This window comes from Pseudoduganella ginsengisoli (genome assembly GCF_009720865.1).
In the GTDB taxonomy this organism is placed as follows: Bacteria; Pseudomonadota; Gammaproteobacteria; order Burkholderiales; family Burkholderiaceae_D; genus Rugamonas; species Rugamonas ginsengisoli.
In genome coordinates this window covers 13,245-33,554 of the sequence record NZ_WNLA01000004.1, presented here as the reverse complement: position 1 = coordinate 33,554, position 20,310 = coordinate 13,245, and the positions used below count along the sequence as shown (strand labels likewise).

Sequence of the window (20,310 nt, the reverse complement as noted above, 5' to 3'; positions counted from 1 at the left end):
AATTGAAGCGCTTTTCCAATAATACCGTCAGCAAGCTGAACCAGGTGATCACCGGGCAAAAGCAAGCCATCGAAGCGGCCAACCGGGGCAATTTCAATGTCCGCGTCGAATTGGGCGGCCTGCAAGGCTTCCAGAAAGAGCTGGCGGAAGGCATGAACCAATTGATGGCCACCACCGGCGCCAGCGTGGCCGACGTCGTGCGTGTCATGGGGGCGCTGTCCGAAGGCGATTTGTCGAAGAACATCACCAAAGATTACGAAGGGGCGTTCGATGAATTGAAACGCTATGCCAACAACACCGTGACCAAGCTGAACCTCGTCATCGATGGCCAGAAACATGTGGTGGATTCCGCCAACCGGGGCGACTTCAATGCCCGCATCGACCTGGCCGGCATGCAAGGCTTCCAGAAGGAGCTGGGTGAAGGCTTGAACCGGCTGATGGTGACGACAGGCACGTCCATCAACGACGTCGTGCGGGTCATGGGGGCGCTGGCTGAAGGCGATCTGAACAAGACCATCGACAAGCAGTACGAAGGCAGCTTTGGCGAACTGAAGTCGTATGCGAACAATACCGTTGCCAAGCTGTTGCAAGTGGTGACGGAAGTGAACGAGGGCGCCCAGGCGCTGGCCAGCGCTTCCGAACAAGTATCCGCCACGGCACAGTCGCTGTCGCAGTCGGCCAGCGAACAGGCTGCCAGCGTGGAAGAAACCAGCGCTTCGCTGGAACAAATGACGGCGTCGATTTCACAAAACACGGATAACGCGAAAGCCACGGATGGCATGGCGGCGCGGGCATCGCAGGAAGCCATGGAAGGCGGCGAAGCCGTCAACGCCACGGTATCGGCCATGAAGCAAATTGCCACCAAGATCAGCATCATTGACGACATCGCGTATCAAACCAATTTGCTGGCGCTCAATGCCGCCATTGAAGCGGCGCGGGCTGGTGAACACGGTAAAGGCTTTGCCGTCGTGGCTGCGGAAGTGCGCAAGCTGGCCGAACGCTCGCAAGTGGCCGCGCAAGAAATTTCTGAAGTGGCGTCCGGCAGCGTGCAGCTGGCGGAACGTGCAGGCCAGTTGCTGGGCCAGATGGTGCCGAATATCAAACGCACGTCGGACCTGGTGCAGGAGATTTCTGCCGCATCGGAAGAACAGTCGTCCGGTGTCGCACAAATTAATTCCGCCGTGCAACAATTGTCGCAGACGACGCAGCAAAATGCGGCCAGCTCGGAAGAACTGGCCGCCACGGCCGAGGAAATGAGTGGCCAGGCCGAACAGTTGCAACGCACGATGGGGTTCTTCAAGATTGACACCGTAGGGCGGGGCAGCGCTTTTTCCGCATCCCGCAAGGGCATTGCTCCCCGCGCGCCCATCCGCAAACGGGCGGAACCACGCGCCGCGGCGACCAATGCCGAAGGTGAACCAGACGAAAACAGTTTCGCCCGGTTCTGACGGGTCCAGGGCGGTTGCCGGATGGGTCGCCGCCTTGCCTTTTTCTCTACAAACACCCCCTGCCCGCTACGCCCATTGCTGAAATTTCAGCAATGGCGCATCAACTGGTATGATTCGCTTTGATTGCGGCGCTGCACAAGCGCCAGCCCCAGACGTCCAACCGCCGGTGTAGCGCCCGCTTACTGAAGCAGCGGCCCGCCGGCCAAACCAGAGATTACGATGACCAATACGACTCAGTTGCCGTCCTTCGGCACGCGCATTGCGCTTGCGATCAGCGCATTCTTCCGCACGCTCGGCAATGCCGAATATGCGGCCCGCATCCAGCGCCTGGATGAACCCATGGCTGCGCCGACCGCCGCGCCAACGCCGGCGCCAACCGCTGCCCCCACTGCTGCGCCGACACCGGCCCCGACTGCCGCGCCAGTGATCTTGCGTGAAGCGACGCCGGACGCGGCGTTGCAACTGCTGAGCTTGCTGCAACGCGAAGCCCGCCTGCTCGACTTCACGCAGGAAAGCTTGAACGGCTATGCGGATGCCGATATCGGCGCCGCGGCCCGCGTCGTGCACGAAGGCTGCGCCAAAGTGCTGCGCGAACACTTCACCATCGAACCGATCCGCAGTGAACTGGAAGGTTCCCGCGTCACCCTGGAAGCGGGCTTTGACGCTGCGTCCGTGCGCCTGACGGGCAATGTCGTGGGCCAGGCCCCGTTCAAGGGCAGCCTGTCGCACCGCGGCTGGCGCGCGACTTCCGTGCGCCTGCCGAAACTGGCGGAAGCGCATGATGCGAATGTACTGGCGCCGGCGGAGGTGGAACTGTGAGCAAGCTTAAATTATCCATCGGCATGGGTCACCGCAAGCCAGGCGCCATGTGCAGCCCGGTAACTTCGACGGAGGCAGCGCAATGAGCGATCCTAAGTATGCAATTGGTATCGACCTCGGTACCACGCACTCGGCATTGTCCTATGTTGACCTGGCGGCCAGCGATGGCGAAAAAACCGCGCAAACCGTGCTGGGTATTCCCCAGCTGACGGCGCCCGGCACGATTGAAGACTTGCCGCTGCTGCCTTCGTTCCTGTATTTGCCGCACCCGGATGAAATGGCGGCCGGAGAGCTGGCGCTGCCATGGCGAGCGGCGGGCGACGGAACGGCGGCGGGCGAACCCGTGGCCGGTGAAATGGCGCGCAGCCGTGGCGCCACGACGCCGATCCGCCTCGTGTCGTCGGCCAAGAGCTGGCTGTGCCACCCCGGCGTGGACCGCCGCGCCGCCATCTTGCCGAACGATGCGCCGGAAGAAGTCACGCGCGTGTCGCCGCTGGAAGCCTCTACCCGCTACCTGGCGCACTTGCGCCAGGCGTGGGATGCCGCGCATCCGGACGCACCGTTCGCCCAACAAGCCGTCACCGTCACCATCCCGGCATCGTTTGACCCGGCTGCCCGCGAATTGACGGCTGATGCGGCCCGCGCGGCAGGCTATGAAGGCTTGACCTTGCTGGAAGAACCGCAGGCCGCGCTGTATAGCTGGATCCAGGGCAGCGAGGGTAAATGGCGCAAGGCCGTCAAGCCGGGCGACATTATCCTGGTCGTCGACGTCGGCGGCGGCACCAGCGACTTTTCGCTGATCGCCGTGCTGGAGCGCGACGGCGTGCTGGAACCGCACCGCGTGGCCGTGGGCGACCATATCCTGCTGGGCGGCGACAACATGGATCTCGCCCTGGCGCACATGGTGGCGCGCAAGCTGGCCGCCAACGGCACGCAGCTCGATGCCTGGCAGCTGCGCGCGCTGACGTATGGCTGCCGCGCCGGCAAGGAAGCGCTGCTGGCCGACGCCACCGTGCAGACCTGGCCCATCGTCGTGCCGAGCCGCGGCTCGAAACTGATTGGCGGCTCGATCCGCACGGAATTGACGCGCGATGAAGTGGTGAACTTCATTGTCGAAGGCTTCTTCCCGAAAGTCGACGCATCGAGCCGCCCTGCCGTGCGTACGCGCGCCGGCCTGACGCAACTGGGCTTGCCATACGCACAGGACGCCGCCGTCACGAAACATTTGGCCGCCTTCCTGGGCCGCCAGCTGGGCGCGACGGCTGAACTGCAGGGGTACGAAGGCCGCCAGCCGGCTGAAGCAACGTTCCTGCACCCGACCGCTGTATTGTTCAACGGCGGCGTGTTCAAATCCGGCCTGCTGGCCCAGCGCGTGATGGACACCATCAACGACTGGCTGTACATGGAAGGTTCGGAACCTGCCCGCATGCTCGATGGCGCGGACCTGGACCTGGCGGTGGCCCGTGGCGCCGCCTATTACAGCTACGTGCGCCGTGGCGCCGGTGTGCGCATCCGTGGCGGCACGGCCCGTTCGTACTACGTGGCGGTGGAATCGTCGATGCCGGCCATCCCAGGCATGGAGCCGCCGATCCAGGCGCTGTGCGTGGCGCCGTTCGGCATGGAAGAAGGCGGCGAAATCGAATTGCCGGGCCAGCAATTCGGCCTGGTGGTGGGTGAGCCTGTCAACTTCCGCTTCTTTGAATCATCGACGCGCCGGCAAGATGCGATTGGCGAATTGCTGGACTTCTGGGGCCCGGATGAATTGACGGAGCTGAATGAAATCCAGATGACGCTGTCGCCGGACGGCCGCCAGCCGGGCGAAGTGGTGCAAGTCAAATTGCATGCGCTGGCCACGGAAGCGGGGACGCTGGAATTGCTGGCTGTGGCCGATGACAATGGCCAGCGCTGGAAAGTCGAATTCGACGTGCGCGCCACCAGCAACGGCTAATGAAGCCATACCTCGTCGCCATCGACCTGGGCACCACCAATACGGTGCTCGCTTATTCAGAGCCCGGATCTGAAGAGGTCCGGCTGTTCGACATCGACCAGTTGACGGCGCCTGGCGAAATCGGCGCGGCGCCGCTGCTGCCGTCGCTGCGCTACCATGCGGCCGATGGCGAACTGGCGGCGGGGGAATTGCAGCTGCCGTGGCGGCAGGATGACGTGGCCGGGGTCAGCGAAGTTGCCGTGGGCCGGCTGGCCCGCAAGCTGGGCGCGCAGGTGCCGGGGCGGCTGGTGGCCTCCGCGAAAAGCTGGCTGTCGCACCCGAATGTCGACCGCATGGCGCCCATCCTGCCGTGGGGCGCGGAAGAAGGCGTGCCGAAGGTGTCGCCGGTGGCGGCCAGCGCGTCGTACCTGGCGCACTTGAAGGCAGCGTGGAATACACGCTTCCCCAAGCATCCGCTGGACAGGCAGCACGTGGTGCTGACGATACCGGCGTCGTTTGACGAAGGGGCCCGCGCGCTGACATTGGAGGCGGCGAAACTGGCGGGTTTGCCGTCCTTGCGGCTGCTGGAAGAACCGCAGGCGGCGTTTTACGACTGGCTGTACCGCCATAAGCAAACCCTCGCGCAAGACCTCGCGCAATCGAAACTCGTGCTGGTGTGCGACGTGGGCGGCGGCACCACGGACTTCAGCTTGATCCGCGTGGACGTCAGCGATGGCGAACCGGTCTTGACGCGTATCGGCGTGGGCAACCACCTGATCCTTGGCGGCGACAATATGGACCTGGCGCTGGCGCGGCTGGCCGAGCAGCGGCTGAACGGCGCAGAGGCGCCGCGCCTGTCGGCCGCCCGCATGGCGCAGCTGGTGGAACGCTGCCGCGCCGCCAAGGAGCAATTGCTGGCAGCCGATGCGCCGTCCAGCGTGCCCGTCACGCTGCTGGGCAGCGGCTCGAAACTGATCGGCGGCACCCGCTCGGTGGAATTGCAGCGGGCCGAAGTCGAGCAGCTGGTGGTGGATGGCTTCTTCCCGATGAATGCGGGCGCCGAAGCGGCGACACGTTCGCGTGGCGGTATCGTGGAATTCGGTTTGCCGTATGCACAGGATCCCGCCATTACACGCCATCTGGCCGGCTTCCTGGCCCAGCATGCGGCTGCTGCGCGCGAAGCCCTGGGTTTGCCAGCCGGCGGCGCGTCGCTGCCCGTTCCCGACACGCTGCTGATGAATGGCGGCGTGTTCCGCGCCGACGCCCTGGCCAAACGGCTGGAAGCGGCGCTGGCCGGCTGGCGCAATGCGCCGCTGACGGTGCTGCACAACGATAACCCGGACGTGGCGGTGGCCCGGGGCGGCGTGGCCTATGGCTTGAGCAAGCAAGGCCGCGCGCCCACCATAGGCGGAGGTTCCGCCCGCTCTTATTTCCTGTTGCTCGATGACGGCAAGCACCAGGGCAGCCGCGCCGTGTGCCTGCTGCCGCGCGGCTTTGAGTCCGGCGCGGAAGTGCGGCTGACGGACCGCACGTTTGCATTGCGCCTGGGGCGCCCGGTGCGCTTCCATTTGGTGTCAACCACAGGCGGCAGCGGCCCTGCCCCGCAGGCCGGCGACGTGGTGGAACTGGATCCGGCCGACTGCGTGCGGCTGCCGCCGATTGCCACGGTGCTGCGCGACAGCGGCGATGCCCAGGCGCGCAAGGAAATTCCCGTGCAATTGGCAGCCACGCTGTCGGAAGTCGGCACGCTGGAAATCCACTGCATCGCGGCGGACAGTGAGGGCCACGGCAAGCCGCAGCGGTGGCAACTGGAATTCCAGCTGCGTGGTTCCCTCGATGGAGAAGACGAGGCGGAAGAAATTGTGCTGCCGCCGCGCGCAAAAGATGCGCTGGCGGCGATTGAACGCATCTTTGGCGCCAAGTCGCAGCAAGTTGACAGCAAAGAAGTGCGCCAGCTGGCCCGCCAGCTGGAACATTTGCTGGGCAGCCGCGAAACCTGGGCCATGCCGGTGCTGCGCCATTTGTTTGACGCGTTGCTGGCGCGCGCCAAGGGCCGCCGCCGCTCGGCGGAACATGAGCGCGCGTGGCTGAACTTGGCCGGCTATTGCCTGCGCCCGGGCTTTGGCGATGCGCTCGACGGCTGGCGCATCGAGCAATTGTGGGCGCTGTTCGGCACGGGCGTGCAAAACCACAAGGACAGCCAGGCGTGTTCCGAGTGGTGGACCATGTGGCGCCGCGTGGCGGGCGGCCTGCCGGTCGATGCGCAATTGCGGCTGCTCGATGATTTCGCATTCAACTTGCAGGCCGATGCGCAGGAACGGGGCAAGCGGCCCGTTACCCTCGTCAATGGCAGCGAAGAAGACATGCTGCGGCTGGGCGCATCGCTGGAACGCATTCCATCCGCCTACAAGGCGGAAATCGGCCAGTGGCTGCTGGACCAGCTGATTGCCGCATCCGGCCCGAAAGCAGACGTGATGCAAGGCCGCTACCTGTGGGCGCTGTCGCGCGTGGGAGCGCGCCAGCCCTTCCACGGCAGCGCACACGACGTGGCGCCAATGGAAACCGTGTCGCAATGGCTGGCGGCCATCCTGGAGCTGGACTGGAAAAAACTGGAACCGGCAGGCTTCGCCGCCGCCCACCTGGCCCGCATGACAGGCGACCGCACGCGCGACATCGAGCCCGCATTGCGCGAACAAGTGCTGCGCAAACTGGAATCCGTGCGCGCCCCGTCCACGTGGAGCGCCATGGTGGCGGACGTGGTGGAGCTGGACCAGGCAGTGGAAAAACGCATGCTGGGCGAAGCGCTGCCGCCGGGATTGAAGCTGATCAGCTAGCGCGCCCTACGGGATATAACTGGCTTGCTGAGACACGAAGTTATCGAACGCCGCAATCAGCGGCGCATATTTGCTGTTTTCATTTTCAATCTGGGCCAGCGCATACGCCACCGCTTCGAGCGTCGATAACTGGTCCGGGGCGTGGGCTTTGCGGATGCGGTAGTGTGACGCGGGCATATCGCGCAGCGGCAGGCGCGGCAGGCGTTGCAGCACCGGGTTTTGGTACAGCATCTTGCGGCTCTTGCGCCACGTGGCGTCCAGCGCCACCAGCAGCAATTGTTCCGGCGCCTGCATCCAGGCCGGGTCAAATGGCGGCACGTCCGTGTCGCCCGGCGTATCGGGATACAGCAGCACAGGGCGGCGCGGACCTGCCAGCAAACCCGAAAGCGCGCTGTCATCGAACACCTCCCCCACCGCCATCACGCTGCCGGGCAGGCACAAATGCAGCAGCCGCGCACTGTTCTTGGCGTTGTGCGCTTCCATCGGATGCTGCAGGATCAATACGCCGGCGCGGCTGGCCACCGGCGCAGCCCAGTGGCAAATACAGGTGGCTTGCGACCGCAGGCAAACGCCGCACATGGCGCGGCGCGGCGTGGAAGTGGTTGAATTCATGCCGCAATTGTAACGGCAAGCGCTTATTCCGGCGGCGCGCCGGTGCCCAGCATTTCTTCCATTTGCGCCAATGCACCCGGATCTTTCACGACATTACGCAGCCATACGTGCAGCGGCATGTCGCCCCAGTGCGCAGCCTTGTCTGCCAGGTACGCAACGGGACTGTGCGGTTCCGTGCGGCGGAAGAAATCCGCCACGCTCCGCAACTGCGCCAATGCCTGGGCACGGCCCTGCAAGCCAGCCGATGGCGCCTCGCTGCGTGACATTGCCCTTTCGTCCGGGGCTGGCCGCTCCCCATCCACGGCGCCGCCGGACACCAGCGGCTCGATAAAGTCCAGCGCATTCAAAATGGCTTCGCGCGCCGCCCCAAATGCCGGGCCCTGTGCTCCAAGCTTGGCATCAACCACCGTTTGCAATGATGCGAGCGATGCGGAGCAATATTGGACGTCCTCCAGCAGGCGGCGGTTGAACTGCATGGAATTGCGCCGCCGCGCCGCGTCCAGCTCCGCCAGTCCCGGCCCGGCATCGGCCTGCTGCGGCGTGCGCCATGGATCTCCGTTCCCCTGCGCAGCGGCATTCGCGCGCTGGCGCGCCGCGTCGAAATCCGCCATGGCCACCGCGCCATCTTCGCTGACCGGCATATGCCGCACCAGTTGCTGCGTGCGGGCCAGCAGCCATGCAAGATTGCCGCTGCGCTGCTCGTGGCCATCGCACTCGTCCGGCAACGGGTACAGGCCATCCCAATAACGCTCGCACAGACTGGCCAGCAGCGCAAAGCCATCGCCCAGCCCGCGGAAATGGTGCAGCTTCGCATGGGCTTCCGCCAGCCATACTGCCAGCCGCAAATCCTTGCTGCGGGAAGCAATCAGCACGGCGCACCGTTCCGCGACAAAATGCCAGTCAGCATCCTTCAGCGCCGCCACCCATTCGCCCTGTGCCAGCGATGGATCATCCTGCACGCGCGCCCTCATGATGTCATCGAGTTCGCTGCTGAAGGATAAATCCGCGCCACACGCCTGCTGCATGCTGACGGGTACCAGTAACTGTGCAATATCGAACATGGCCGCGCTCCTCATACAAGGCTGTAGGTGAACTGGCTGGCGCCATCGACGCCAATGCGGATGGCGGACACGCTGGCGCCGTCCCCCATGCGCGCCAGCAGCGCTTCAGCCAGTCCTGGCAGCAGCACGCCATCAATGATGCGGTCGATATGGCGCACGCCGGCATCGAGTTGTGTGCAGCGCGCCAACAGCAATGCCACCACGGCGGTGTCCCACGTGAATGACGCGGCGTGCACGGCATGGATGCGGCGCGCCACCCGCTCCAGCCGCATGCCGATAATACGCTCCAGCACGTCGTCGGCAATCGGATAAAACGGCACCACGTGCATGCGTCCCAGCAGCGCAGCCTTGAAGTGCTGCAGCAAGGCGGGACGGGCCAGCGCTTCCAGGTCGTCCGGCGATGGCCGGTCCAGTCCCTGCAAGCCCGCGCACGCTTGCGCGATGGCGCCGCTGCCCGCGTTGGACGTGGCAATGATGACGGCATGGCGGAAATCCACCGTGCGCCCTTCCGCATCATCCAGCACGCCTTTATCGAACACTTGGAAAAACAATTCCGCCACGTCCGGATGGGCTTTTTCAAATTCATCCAGCAACAGCACGCAATAGGGATTACGGCGCACGGCTTCCGTCAGCACGCCGCCTTCGCCAAAGCCCACGTAGCCGGGTGGCGAACCTTTTAGCCCTGACACGCTGTGCGCTTCCTGGTATTCATTCATGTGGATCGTCACCACTTTGCGCTCGCCGCCATACAGCGCTTCGGCCAGCGCCAGCGCGGTTTCGGTCTTGCCAGTACCCGATGGACCGGCGAACAGGAATACGGCGCGCGGCTTGTCCGGGTCCGCCAGTCCCGCAGCACTGCCTTTTAGCCGCTGCGCGACGGCCGCCATCGCGTGCGGCTGGCCCAGGATGCGTGCCTGCAGCGTCTCTTGCAGCGCGCGCACGGCCCGCCATTCATCCGTCGCCATGCGGCCCAGCGGAATGCCGGTCCATGCGGACGCCACTTCCGCCACGGCCAGCGCATCGACATCGAGCGGCGCCAGCGGCTCGCTGCCTTGCAGCTCGGCCAGTTGCCCGTGCAAGGCGTCCAGCGCCATGGCGCCGGGCTGTTCACCCTCGCGCTGCAGGGCAATCGCGGCGCCCAGCGCTTTCTCCTGTTCCCAGCGCGTGCGGTTCGCCGCACAGGCCCGGCGCAGGCCATCCTGCTCAGCCGCCAGCGCGGCGAGCCGCGCATCCAGCCCGCTGCCGCCCGCGCCCAGTTCGCGGTCCTTGCCCAGCGCGCGGATTTCCATCGCCATGTGATGCATGCGCGCCTGCATGCGTTCGATGCTGTCCGGCGGCGTGCTGCGCGCCAGCGCCACGCGGGCGCAGGCGGTATCAAGCAGGCTGACGGCTTTGTCCGGCAATTGCCGCCCGCTGATATAGCGCTGCGACAGTTTGACGGCAGCCACCACGGCGGCATCGCGCACTACCACGCCGAAGTGGCGCTCCATCAATGGCGCCATGGCGCGCAGCATTGCGCACGCCGTCTCTTCATCCGGCTCCTCCACCTTGACCACCTGGAAACGCCGCGCCAGCGCCGCGTCTTTTTCCACGTGCCGCTTGTATTCGCCCCACGTGGTGGCGGCAATGGTGCGCAACTCGCCCCGCGCCAGCGCGGGCTTCAGCAAATTGGCCGCGTCGCCCTGCCCTGCCTGGCCGCCTGCGCCGATCAGCGTGTGCGCCTCATCGATGAACAGCACCACCGGATGGGGGCATTTGCGCACGTCGTCGATCACGCCATTCAGCCGTGCTTCGAATTCACCGCGCACGCCGGCGCCGGCCTGCAGCAAGCCCAGATCCAGCGCGTGGATGGCCACGCCTTGCAGCGCTTCCGGCACGTCGCCCGCCACAATGCGCTGCGCCAGTCCTTCCACCACGGCGGTTTTGCCGACGCCCGCTTCGCCCGTCAGGATGGGATTATTTTGCCGGCGCCGCATCAGGATATCCATCGCCTGGCGGATTTCACTGTCGCGCCCCACGACGGGATCGAGCTTGCCGTCGCGGGCTTGCTGCGTCAGGTTCGCCGTGTAGCGGTCCAGCGATGGCGTCTGGTGCTGCAATTGCGTGACAGGATCGGCGGCGCCATCGCTGGCCGGCGGCACTTGCGGCGCAGGCCATTCTTCCTGCGAGCCCCGCGCATACTTGTCGAGGTTGTGTTTCAACTCATCGACGGGAAAACGGGCAAACAGGGGCGAGCCCCGCTGCGCCAGCTGCGCGAGACTGGGTTCCGTCAACAGCGCCAGCAGTAAATGGCCGCTGCGCACCAGGTCCGGCTGCGGCAACGACAGCGACGCAATCAGCCATGCCTGTTCCAGCAGCACAGGCAAATGCGGTGAAAACACAGGTGTGCGTGTGCTGCCCGACTTGAAGCGGCCAATTTCCCGCCGCAGGTCCGCTTCCAGCTGGTCGACGGGAATGCCGCAGCGGCGCGTGATCGTCACGAAGTCGCTGCGTTCCTGTTCCAGCAAAGCCAGGAACACATGTTCCAGGTCCACTTCAAACTGGTTCAGGCTGACGCAAATGCTGGCGGCCCGCGTGGCAGCCACGCGCGACGTGTCGTTGAGTTTTGCGATCAGGGTTTTCAAGTTCAGTGTCATAAGGATCCCCGCCGGTTGATCGAATAGCGCAAGGTGGATGGCTGCAGCACGGCGTCAAACGCAATCGTGCCGCGCTGGGTGGGCAGTGAACCGGTAATCGTGATGCGGATGCGGTTGACGGCGCCCGGTTCTGGCGCCACCTGCACGTCCACCCGCCGCAGCCGCGGTTCATGCCGCTCAACGGCGGTGCGGATGCAGGCGCCGATGTAGGTACGGTCCGCTGCACTGCCAAGGCAGCAGCCCGCGAAATCGGCCAGTCCGTAATTGGCGACCGATGCCGCGCAATGGGGATAGCCCCGCAACAGCCCGGCCGACAGTCCGGCTGACAATGCCGCGCGCGTGTTGAGCATGTCTTCCAGGCTGCGCGCGACGGATTCCTTCAACTGTGCCGGGGTCTGCACCGGACCGCTGCCATACAGCAGGCGGTCCAGCAATCCGGCCGGCGTCACATGCGGTTGCGGGGCCATGGCTAGCCGCCTTTATGCAATGCGGTTAGCGGCCAGGTCCCAGCCACCGGACGTATTGCCGCCCACGCCGCCCGTGATTTTTTGCTGCGTGTATTTCCAGCGCACCTTGGAAAACTTGAACCCCACGTCTTCCATCAGGATGTCGCCCTCCGCCACCGAAGGCGACACGGCGCCGATCAGCACATTTTCAATTTCGATTTCAAAGTACTTGACGCGCTCGCCCTGGCCATCCGCGCGCATGAATTCGAATTTCGCCTTGGGGATGGTGCGCCCGGCAGAACAAGTCTGCAGCAGGATCGGCGAGGCCAGGTCGGCCAGCTTGGAAATCACGATGTCACGGTGCTCGCAGCGCTCGGCCGTGTGGCCGCCGCCCGTGGACGAGGTGGCGGACTTCGGCTGTTCCACGGCCCACGACACGGATTTGCATTCGATCCATTCCTTGTGGCGCTCATCCGTGGATTCGCCCTTGATGCCATCGATTTGCAGGTAGACGTCTATAGCCATCGCTTGCTCCTAGAGTTGAAAAATTGAAGTGGGATTAACGGTTGGTCGATTGCGGCAACTCCGCGACCAGTCGGAGGGAAACAGACAATTCATCGAGCTGGAAATGCGGGCGCAGGAACGATACAGCGCGGTATACGCCGGGCCGCCCCGGCACTTCGCTCACCTGCACGGACGCTTCCCGCAGCGGATAGCGGGCCTTTTGTTCCTGGCTGGCGTTATCGTCCAGCAGCACGTAGCGCATCAGCCACCGGTTGAGGAAATCTTCCACGCTGGACGCGGCGGAAAAGCTGCCCACCTTGTCGCGCATCATGGCTTTCATGTAGTGGGCAATGCGCGACACGGCAAAGATGTATTGCAGCTGCGACGACAGCACGGCGTTGGCGTTGGCTGCTTCCGTGCTGTAGCGGCGCGCCTTTTGCGCGGACTGTGCGCCAAAGAACGCCGCATACGACGTGTTCTTGCAATGCACGAGCGAGATGAAGCCGAGGTCGCTGAGTTCCTTTTCGCGGCGGTCCGTGATGGCCACTTCCGTCGGGCACTTCAGCGCCACTTCGCCTTCGCCCGTCTTGAACGTATGGGTCGGCAAATCATCGACCAGCCCGCCCCCTTCGACGCCGCGGATGGCGGCGCACCAGCCGAAATCATCGAATGCCTGCGCCAGCCGCGCGCCAAACGCATACGCCGCGTTGCACCACAGGTATTTATGGTGGTCGCTGCCGTCGACTTCTTCGACAAAGTGAAAGCCTTCCACCGTCGTGCCATCGATGGGATTGAATGGCAGCCTGCCCAGGTAGCGCGGCAGTGCCAGCCCCACGTAGCGCGCATCTTCCGATTCGCGGAATGCCTTCCACTTGGCGTATTCCACCGTGTCGAATACCTTGCCGAGGTCGCGCGGCTTGCCAAGGTCGCCGTAAGTTTCAAGGCCGAACAGTTCCGGCGACGCCGACGCGATAAACGGCGCGTGCGCGGCAGCCGCCACGTGCGACATCTGCTCGATGAAATACATGTCTTCCGGCTGGCGGGAAATTTCAAAGTCGCCCACCAGGGCGCCGTAGGGCGCGCCGCCAAACGTGCCGAATTCCTCTTCATAGACTTTCTTGAAGATTGCGCTCTGGTCGAATTCCAGCGCACTCTGGAAATCCTTGACCAGTTCACGCTTGTTCGCGTTCAGCATGCGGATGTGGACGTTTTCACCGCTGGCGGAATGGCGCACCAGGTAATGCAGTCCGGTCCAGCTTTGTTCCAGCTTCTGAAATTGCGGCGCGTGCATGATGGCGGACAGTTGTGATGAAATCAGCCGGTCCAGTTCCGCCACGCGGGCATCGATGGTGGCGCACAGGTTGGGCGACACGGTCACCGTTCCCTGCAACACCTGCCTGACGAGTTCCGCAATGATGTCGCGCGCCCGCTCGTGTTCTTGCGGCGACTTGGCGACGCGGCTTTCTTCCACAATACGGTCCAGCAGGCCGCCTTGCAGTTCCAGGCTGTCCAGCGGCGCATCCAGTGCTTGCAGTTGAGCGGACATGTCAAGCCTCCCCGCTGTCGTGCGCCTGGCCGCGCAGGCCATCGCGTATCTGTTCGGTATCGGCCAGCACTTGCGCCAGCAAGTCTTCCAGTTTGTCGTTGCCGGCCAGCTTGTTGCGCAAGTCCGCCAGCTTGCCGCGCGCTTCCAGCAACTGGCGCAGCGGTTCCACTTGCTGCACTACGGCTTCCGGACGGAAGTCGCTCATGGCGCGGAATGCCAGTTCGACGGGGATTGCCCCTTCGCCGCCCAGCCGGTTGGGCGCTTCAAAGCGCGCATGGGGCGCCACGCCGGCCAGCACTTCGTCGAAATTGTCCGCATCGATGCCGATGAAGCGGCGTTCCTTCAAGCGCTTCAGCGGTTGCGCGGGATTGCCGCCAAAGTCGCCGATGACGCCGATCACAAAAGGCAATTCCTTGCTCTCCATGGCATCGCCGATTTCCACGTCATAGCTCATTTGCACGCGCGGCGCGCGCACTTTGCCGAGCCGTTTCTGAATACTGTCGCTGTTGGCCATTGCTGTTCTCCTGTTGGGCGGAATGGAATTACTTGAGGGTGCCGAAGGGATCGGCGGCGCCCGTCTGCGCCGCCGATGGCTTGACGGGCGCCACGCGTTTCACGGGGACGGGCTTCTTGATGGACGTCACAGGCGGCACCGTTTCTTCGCCCACGCTGGCGCGCAACTGGCGGGACAGTTCCTGCGCTTCGCTGCGCGCCGCGCCCTGCAAGCTGTTTTGCGCCTGCAAATCCGCATAAGCCGCCACTGACAGGCGCAAGCCGCTGGCCGCCAGCAAGCGGCCGGCTTGGGCATCGAGCGGATCGCGCCGCAGTGCTTCCTGCGCGTTGGCAATCGCTTCCGCGTACTGGCTGCGGTCATATTTCAACTGCGCCATAGCCAGCCACGGGGCTTTATCCGACGGATAAACAGTGGCTGCATTTTTCCAGATCGCCAGCGCCTGGTCGGCATGGCCGCTGGCGGCGGCGCGCTGCGCTTCGGTACTGAGCTTTTCCAGCGACGGTGGCAATGGCGGCAAGTGCACGACGGGATCGTCAACTGCGCAGGCCGACAGCAGCAGCGCACATGCCGCGCTGGCCATACGGGGGATCGGTGTCGTCATGATGGGCTCCTTTCACGGGGGTGCTGGCCATCATGCAGGTGTGTCGGTTGGAAATAATTGCGATTGCGCAATTTCCTGACAGCATGCTTCCAGCAATGGACTGGGGCGATTGCGCCACCGCAAATTCACGCTGTCGCCGCCCCGCTGTAATGGGCTTCCACACCGGCACAGGAGGACATATGGGTACGGGCATTGAACGCCGCAGCGCACAGCGGGAAGCGCGCCAGCTGTCACTGGCGGACTTGCTGCATGAAGGGTTTTATTTGCTGCACTTGCTGAAGCAGCGCCACGCACCGGGCGAGCTGGAAGACTTCCAGCGGCGCATCGCGTGCATGCTGGACGGCTTTACGCAGGAAGCGCGCCGCCTGCATGCGCATGGCGACGATATCGAAGCAGCCAAGTACGCATACTGCGCGGCGCTCGATGAAATCGTGCTGTCATCGGATTTTGCATTGCGCAGCGCGTGGGAGCGCACGCCGCTGCAATTGACCGTGTTCGGCGACCAGCTGGCCGGCAAGCATTTCTTTGAACGGCTGGAAGCCTTGCGCGGCAAAGGCGCCGTGCGGCTGCAGGCGCTGCAAGTGTTCCATATGTGCCTGCTGATGGGCTTCAAGGGCCGCTATGCGATGGATGACCGCGACCGCCTGTCGTGGGTGACAGCGCGGCTGGGCGATGAAATCGCACACATCAAGGGCAAGGGGCGCGGCTTTGCGCCGCAGGCGCCGCGGCCAGACCAGGTCGCCCATAAGCTGCGGCGCGACGTGCCGGCGTGGGTGCTGGCGCTGCTGATGATGGCCACAGCCGGCGGCGCGTATGCGGGCATGCGGGTGTCGCTGTCTCGTGAAGAACAGCAGCGGATGGCGCTCTACTCGGATGTGGTGAAGCTGCCGCCGCAACCGGCGACAGTCGTCATTACGCTACCTTAATGAAATGTGTGGTGGCGGGCCAAGCCCTTATCCCGCCACCTTGAATTCAATCCGCCGGTTCCGCGCCCGCCCTTCCGCACTGCCGTTATCCGCCACCGGCTTGTCCGGCCCCAGCCCCGACACCGCTACGGTCCCGGGATCCACGCCCTTCGCCGCCAGGTACGCGCGCACAGCCTGTGCCCGCGCCTGGCTCAGTGCAATGTTGGAAGAACGCGGTCCCACATTATCCGTATGCCCGGACACTTCAATGCGCGCCCCTTTCAGCTTGAGGATCACTGCCGCCATTTCATCGAGGATCGCCATGCCGGAAGGCCGCAACGTAGCCTGCCCGCTGTCAAATTCAATAATGCGCTGCGCCAGCACGGCATCGAGCATTTGCTGTTGCCCCTGAACCACGCGCAAATCCGTGCGCAGCGCAAACCCTGGCGCCATCGCGGCAGCCAAGTCTTTCTCCGCCAGCGCCCGCACGGCTTCGCTGGCCACGTCGCCGCGTACGCTGACGGCACTGCCTTCCACTTTCAACTCGCCCTTGCCGACGGCTTTAATACCCGGCGCCAGCAGCTTTTGCACTTGCGCGGGCCAGCCGGGCGGCGCCAGCACGGGCCCCACCGCCATGCGGTCAGTTACCGCGCCCGCGCCGTACAGCGCCTGCAAGCGTTGCACGATGGCCTGGCGCGTGGCGTCATCCGGCACCGTCCCGGACACCACCACCTGGGCTGCAACACTTGAACAAAACAGCGCGGACCACAGCAGTGCGTATTTCATGCCATCCTCCATGATGTTCAAGGCTTGGCCGCCAGTGTGGCCACTTCGCGGCCCACGACCACATCCGGCAACTTCAAGCCATACAATCCTGGCTTGCCCTGCGCGCCTTCCGCGCCCGCTTCCGGGCTGCTGGCCACTTTCAAATCCAGCGCCACCGTCACGCCGCCCCCGCTCCAGCGCAAGCCAAACACGCCGCCCTCCTTGCGCTCCCGCACCGCCGCATCAATCATGCGCTTCAAGCCGAACTGTCCGGCCTCGTTGAATAGTTCCACGGTGCGCCCATCCTTCGCCAGCGCCGTGATGCGCGCGCCCGGCACGCCGCCCTCCGGACCCGGATGCACCATGCCGTGCCATTGCGGCGCGGAAGTTGCCGGCATCTTTAGGCGAATTTGCTGGCCATCGATTTCCACTGTGTATTCCATCGCATCGGAAGAAGGCAGCGGCATCAGCTGGAATACCGTCTGCGCCGCGCCCTGCCCCATGCCGCCGGCGCCGGGCGGCGCAATCCACGCGGGCAGCTGCGCCACCGCTTGCGGCGTCAATGTGATGCCCATATCGGCCCACGTGCGGGGCGCCAGCACGTCGCCGCGGCGCACCGCCAGCGGACCGATGGTGGCCGTAACGAATTTCGCGATGACACCGGACGGCCCGAAGAATTCCGCGATTTCGCCGCTGCCCGCCTCCACCCTGGCGCTTGGCGTGAACGGATATTTGCCGGCCAGCGAACGGTTGAACGGTTCCGCCACCTGTACTTGCCACGTCTTGTTGATTTCACTTTCCGCCGGTCCCACCAGCGCCGCAAATACTTGCATCAGCGGCCGCACCAGCAATGGCCGCAGCATTTGCTGCTGCGCGGGGCTGGCGCCTGCCAGCATTTGCTCATCGATGTGGCGCAGCGCATCGGCCAGTTCCGAGCCCGTGCCTTCCAGCGTTTGCCGCATCAGCAAATGGGCGCCCGGCCCCGCATCGCCCTGGTTTTTCATCTGGCTCAGGCGCGCCCGCAGTTTCGACAGCGCCGCCACATAGCCCTGCACCGGCGCCGCGCCATCGCCCTGCGCGGCAAACAGCCGCCCCAGCAGGGACAATTCGCGCGCAATCGTCCCTGCCGATATGGCGCCGTCTCCCGCGGCCGCAGGCGCCGGCATGTTGCTGCCCCACGAAGCGGCGCGCCGCCGCGCTTCTCCCGCCAGCCAGCCGGACCAGCTGCCGCCGCTGGCGGCAGGCGCAGGCATATCCCACGCAGTCTGCTCGTTTGCCACCGCCAGGATCTTCAGCAATGGCGACAGTTGCGGATCGCCCAGGCGCTGCATGGCGGCCGCCGCTCCTGCCACGCCTTGCATGTCCGCCACCGACACGCCCTGCAGGAATTGCGTCCAATGCCCGATGTAATCGGCCTTGTAGCGCTCCACCAGCGCCTTGCGCACTTGTTCGGGACTGCCTTCCTGGCTCAAGTCGTCGCGGCTGTCCGCCTTCAATACCCAGTCGCGGCTTTGCAATTCGCCATTGGCCGCTTCACGGATGGCTGCTTCCACGTATTGCCGCCACGCTTCGCGCGTATAAGCGCCAGGCACCGCATGGCTGCCCGCCACCAGCGCCTGGTCGTCCGGCCCGGCGATGCGCGCCACCGTCATGGACGGGAAGCGCGTGCTGGCGCGGGCGCGGATGGCGGCATAAACGCGGTCGCGGGCCGGCATGCCGCGTACGGCGCCGCGCAGCGCATTGCGGGCCTGCTCCACCAGCGCCAGCCGGGGCGCAATGCGCGGCCAGGCCGGATCGCCTGACTGCGACGTATAAAAAGCCAGCAGGCGCTCGGCGCTGCGGATCATCTGTTCGCGCGGCATGGCGCCCTGGCGCGATTCCAGCCATGCGCGCCAGTGTCGCGCCAGCTGGTCATTCAAATGCGCGCTTTCCGCGCGGGCAGGTTCAGCCAGCATCAGGTATGCCTTCAGCGCGTTGTAGCCGTCGTCGGCGCCGCTGCCATCCAGCGGTACCGTGCCCAGCGCGGAAAGCTGCGCTTCCAGGCTGACCGCCACCGGCAGCAGCATGACGTCGCGCACGCCGTTGAAGTATTCCATGCGCAGCTTGCGTTCCAGCGCCGCTCCCTGGTACAGGCCCAGCCCCGTTTCCCATGGCTGCTCGCGGCGCAGCCGCTCCAGCTGGCCGATACGCTGTTCCAGCACTTCCAGCGCTTCCAGCCGCGACTGCAAGTCATGCCGTCCCGCCTGCAGGCGCTGCGCCTTGTCGAAATCCGCCTGCACTTGTCCGATCAGCCGCAAGTTCTCCTGGTACGACCACGTCCATCCGGCCAGCAGTGCGCCCAGCGCCAGCAGGGCCAAAGCGAATGCCGCATAGCGCAAGCGCATCGCATTGCGGCTCGCATAGTGCGTTACCAGCGCACGGTCAGCGAAAATCACGTCGCGGAATAATTGCAGCAGGAAGTAGCCGCGCTTTGCGGCGATGTCCGGTTCGCGCTGCGGACGTGGCTCCGGTTCTTGCCACGCCAGCGCAAAGCGTTCAGCGATGCGGCGCGACTGGCTGCTGGCGGGCATGCCGTCGCGCAGCGCGCTGGTGAAGTAAAAGCCCCGGAACACCAGGCCATCCTGGAATGGATTTTCTTCAAACAGCGCCGCCACGAAATCGCGTGCGGCGGCCCGCAGCGCCGTGAATTCCAGCGGAAAGGCCAGCACGCCCGGTTCCGGCGCACCGCTGCGGGGCTGCGCCAGGATCGCCACGCCCAATTCCTTGATGCCTTCCACCAGCCCGTCATAAGCGTGATCAAAAAATGCCAGCACTTCGCGCACGGCGGCGCGGCGCTTGTAGGGCATGGTGGCGCCCCACGCGCGTTCCTGCTCGCCATGGTCGGCTTGCGCAAAGAATTCACTGAAACCGGCAATGTGGTCAGCCTTGGTGAACAGCACGTAGACGGGTGCAAACACTTCCAGCCGCTCCACCATGTCTTGCATGCGCATGCGCAGGTTGCGCGCCGCCAGCTTTGCCGCGGCGGCGTCGCCCCGCAATTCATCGACGCTGACCGCCACCACCACGCCATTGACAGGCGCCCGCGCGCGGTGTTTTTTTAGCTGATCCAGCAAGCCGCGCCATTCATCGCGGCTGCCTTCGTCGGCGGTGTAGCGGCCCGCCGTGTCAAGCACGATGCCTTCGCGGGCGAAATACCAGTCCAGCTGCGCTGTGCCGCCCGGCGCCGGTTCGCGGTGTCCTGCTTCAAACGGGAATTGCAGGCCGGAGTGGCGTATCGCGCAACTCTTGCCCGCGCCCGGACTGCCGATAACGAGACACCAGGGCAGCTCATATAGCGCGCGCGCCCCGGCCAGCTTGCCCATGCGCGAACCGCGCAGCATGGCGCAAGCATCCTGCACGCTGTTGCGCAGTGCGCCGATGGCGGCATTATCCGCCGGCGCAGTTGCGTCGTCCGCCGCAGCCGCTTCAAGCTGGCGCCCGTTGCGCCACCAGCGCCAGCTTCGCCACGCCAGCCATGCCAGCAGCGCCAGCGCCGCCGCCAACGCGGCGCAAATAGCCGCTGTCCGCAGCGTATCGGCGCCAAACACGGCATATGCGGCCAGCGCCGCAAAACACAGGATGGCCAGGTGGCGGCTGTCCGCCAGGAAGTTCCACAGTCGTCGCAACATGGTATGCCCGCAGGGAAGCGCCGT

The 20,310-nt window shown here is 64.9% G+C and carries 15 protein-coding genes; 5 read left to right on the top strand and 10 right to left on the bottom strand.

Annotated features, from left to right (window positions below; translation table 11 throughout):
* Window positions 1–44: 44 nt before the first annotated feature.
* The 4 genes from GM668_RS31890 (at window position 45) to GM668_RS08415 (ending at window position 7,028) form a co-directional block, all read left to right on the top strand.
* Window positions 45–1,448: a methyl-accepting chemotaxis protein gene (locus GM668_RS31890; protein ID WP_443094192.1), complete on the top strand. Its 1,404-nt coding sequence runs from the start codon at window positions 45–47 to the stop codon at window positions 1,446–1,448.
* A gap of 219 nt (window positions 1,449–1,667) precedes the next feature.
* Window positions 1,668–2,267: a DUF2760 domain-containing protein gene (locus tag GM668_RS08425; protein ID WP_155438523.1), complete on the top strand. Its 600-nt coding sequence runs from the start codon at window positions 1,668–1,670 to the stop codon at window positions 2,265–2,267.
* 82 nt (window positions 2,268–2,349) lie between these two features.
* On the top strand, window positions 2,350–4,215 hold the full coding sequence (locus tag GM668_RS08420; RefSeq protein ID WP_155438522.1) for an Hsp70 family protein: 1,866 nt from the start codon (window positions 2,350–2,352) through the stop codon (window positions 4,213–4,215).
* The gene (locus GM668_RS08415) at window positions 4,215–7,028 is read left to right on the top strand and encodes an Hsp70 family protein (protein WP_155438521.1); all 2,814 of its coding nucleotides are present in this window, start codon (window positions 4,215–4,217) and stop codon (window positions 7,026–7,028) included. The genes GM668_RS08420 and GM668_RS08415 overlap by 1 nt, the downstream gene beginning before the upstream one ends.
* Before the next feature lie 6 nt (window positions 7,029–7,034).
* Here the strand turns inward: GM668_RS08415 and GM668_RS08410 are convergent, their stop codons facing one another.
* From GM668_RS08410 to GM668_RS08375, 8 genes are read right to left on the bottom strand one after another with little or no spacing between them, the layout of a single operon-like run.
* Window positions 7,035–7,640 (bottom strand): tRNA-uridine aminocarboxypropyltransferase, encoded by a 606-nt coding sequence (locus tag GM668_RS08410; protein ID WP_155438520.1) that lies wholly within the window; start codon window positions 7,638–7,640, stop codon window positions 7,035–7,037.
* A 23-nt stretch (window positions 7,641–7,663) separates the two neighbouring features.
* The gene (tssA, locus tag GM668_RS08405; RefSeq protein WP_155438519.1) at window positions 7,664–8,701 is read right to left on the bottom strand and encodes a type VI secretion system protein TssA; all 1,038 of its coding nucleotides are present in this window, start codon (window positions 8,699–8,701) and stop codon (window positions 7,664–7,666) included.
* An 11-nt stretch (window positions 8,702–8,712) separates the two neighbouring features.
* The gene (gene tssH / locus GM668_RS08400; RefSeq protein ID WP_155438518.1) at window positions 8,713–11,337 is read right to left on the bottom strand and encodes a type VI secretion system ATPase TssH; all 2,625 of its coding nucleotides are present in this window, start codon (window positions 11,335–11,337) and stop codon (window positions 8,713–8,715) included.
* Window positions 11,334–11,804 (bottom strand): type VI secretion system baseplate subunit TssE, encoded by a 471-nt coding sequence (tssE, locus tag GM668_RS08395; RefSeq protein ID WP_155438517.1) that lies wholly within the window; start codon window positions 11,802–11,804, stop codon window positions 11,334–11,336. The genes tssH and tssE overlap by 4 nt, the downstream gene beginning before the upstream one ends.
* A 12-nt stretch (window positions 11,805–11,816) precedes the next feature.
* On the bottom strand, window positions 11,817–12,308 hold the full coding sequence (locus GM668_RS08390; protein ID WP_155438516.1) for an Hcp family type VI secretion system effector: 492 nt from the start codon (window positions 12,306–12,308) through the stop codon (window positions 11,817–11,819).
* 34 nt (window positions 12,309–12,342) lie between these two features.
* Complete coding sequence (gene tssC / locus GM668_RS08385; protein WP_155438515.1) at window positions 12,343–13,833, bottom strand: type VI secretion system contractile sheath large subunit; 1,491 nt, start codon at window positions 13,831–13,833, stop codon at window positions 12,343–12,345.
* Window position 13,834: 1 nt separating this feature from the next.
* Complete coding sequence (gene tssB / locus GM668_RS08380; RefSeq protein ID WP_155438514.1) at window positions 13,835–14,347, bottom strand: type VI secretion system contractile sheath small subunit; 513 nt, start codon at window positions 14,345–14,347, stop codon at window positions 13,835–13,837.
* Window positions 14,348–14,375: 28 nt separating this feature from the next.
* Window positions 14,376–14,948, bottom strand: a complete 573-nt coding sequence (locus GM668_RS08375) for a hypothetical protein (protein ID WP_155438513.1) — start codon at window positions 14,946–14,948, stop codon at window positions 14,376–14,378.
* Window positions 14,949–15,127: 179 nt separating this feature from the next.
* Here GM668_RS08375 and icmH point away from each other — a divergent pair, with 179 nt between their 5' ends.
* Entirely contained in the window at window positions 15,128–15,874 is a 747-nt protein-coding gene (gene icmH / locus GM668_RS08370) for a type IVB secretion system protein IcmH/DotU (RefSeq protein ID WP_155438512.1), read from the top strand.
* Window positions 15,875–15,901: 27 nt separating this feature from the next.
* On the opposite strand, the gene GM668_RS08365 is transcribed toward icmH, so the two are convergent.
* Window positions 15,902–16,639, bottom strand: coding sequence for an OmpA family protein (locus GM668_RS08365; protein ID WP_155438511.1), 738 nt, complete (start codon window positions 16,637–16,639; stop codon window positions 15,902–15,904).
* Between the two features lie 17 nt (window positions 16,640–16,656).
* Window positions 16,657–20,286 carry a type VI secretion system membrane subunit TssM gene (tssM, locus tag GM668_RS08360; protein ID WP_155438510.1) on the bottom strand — a complete coding sequence of 1,210 codons (3,630 nt, stop codon included), beginning with the start codon at window positions 20,284–20,286 and terminating at the stop codon, window positions 16,657–16,659.
* Between the last annotated feature and the right edge of the window lie 24 nt (window positions 20,287–20,310).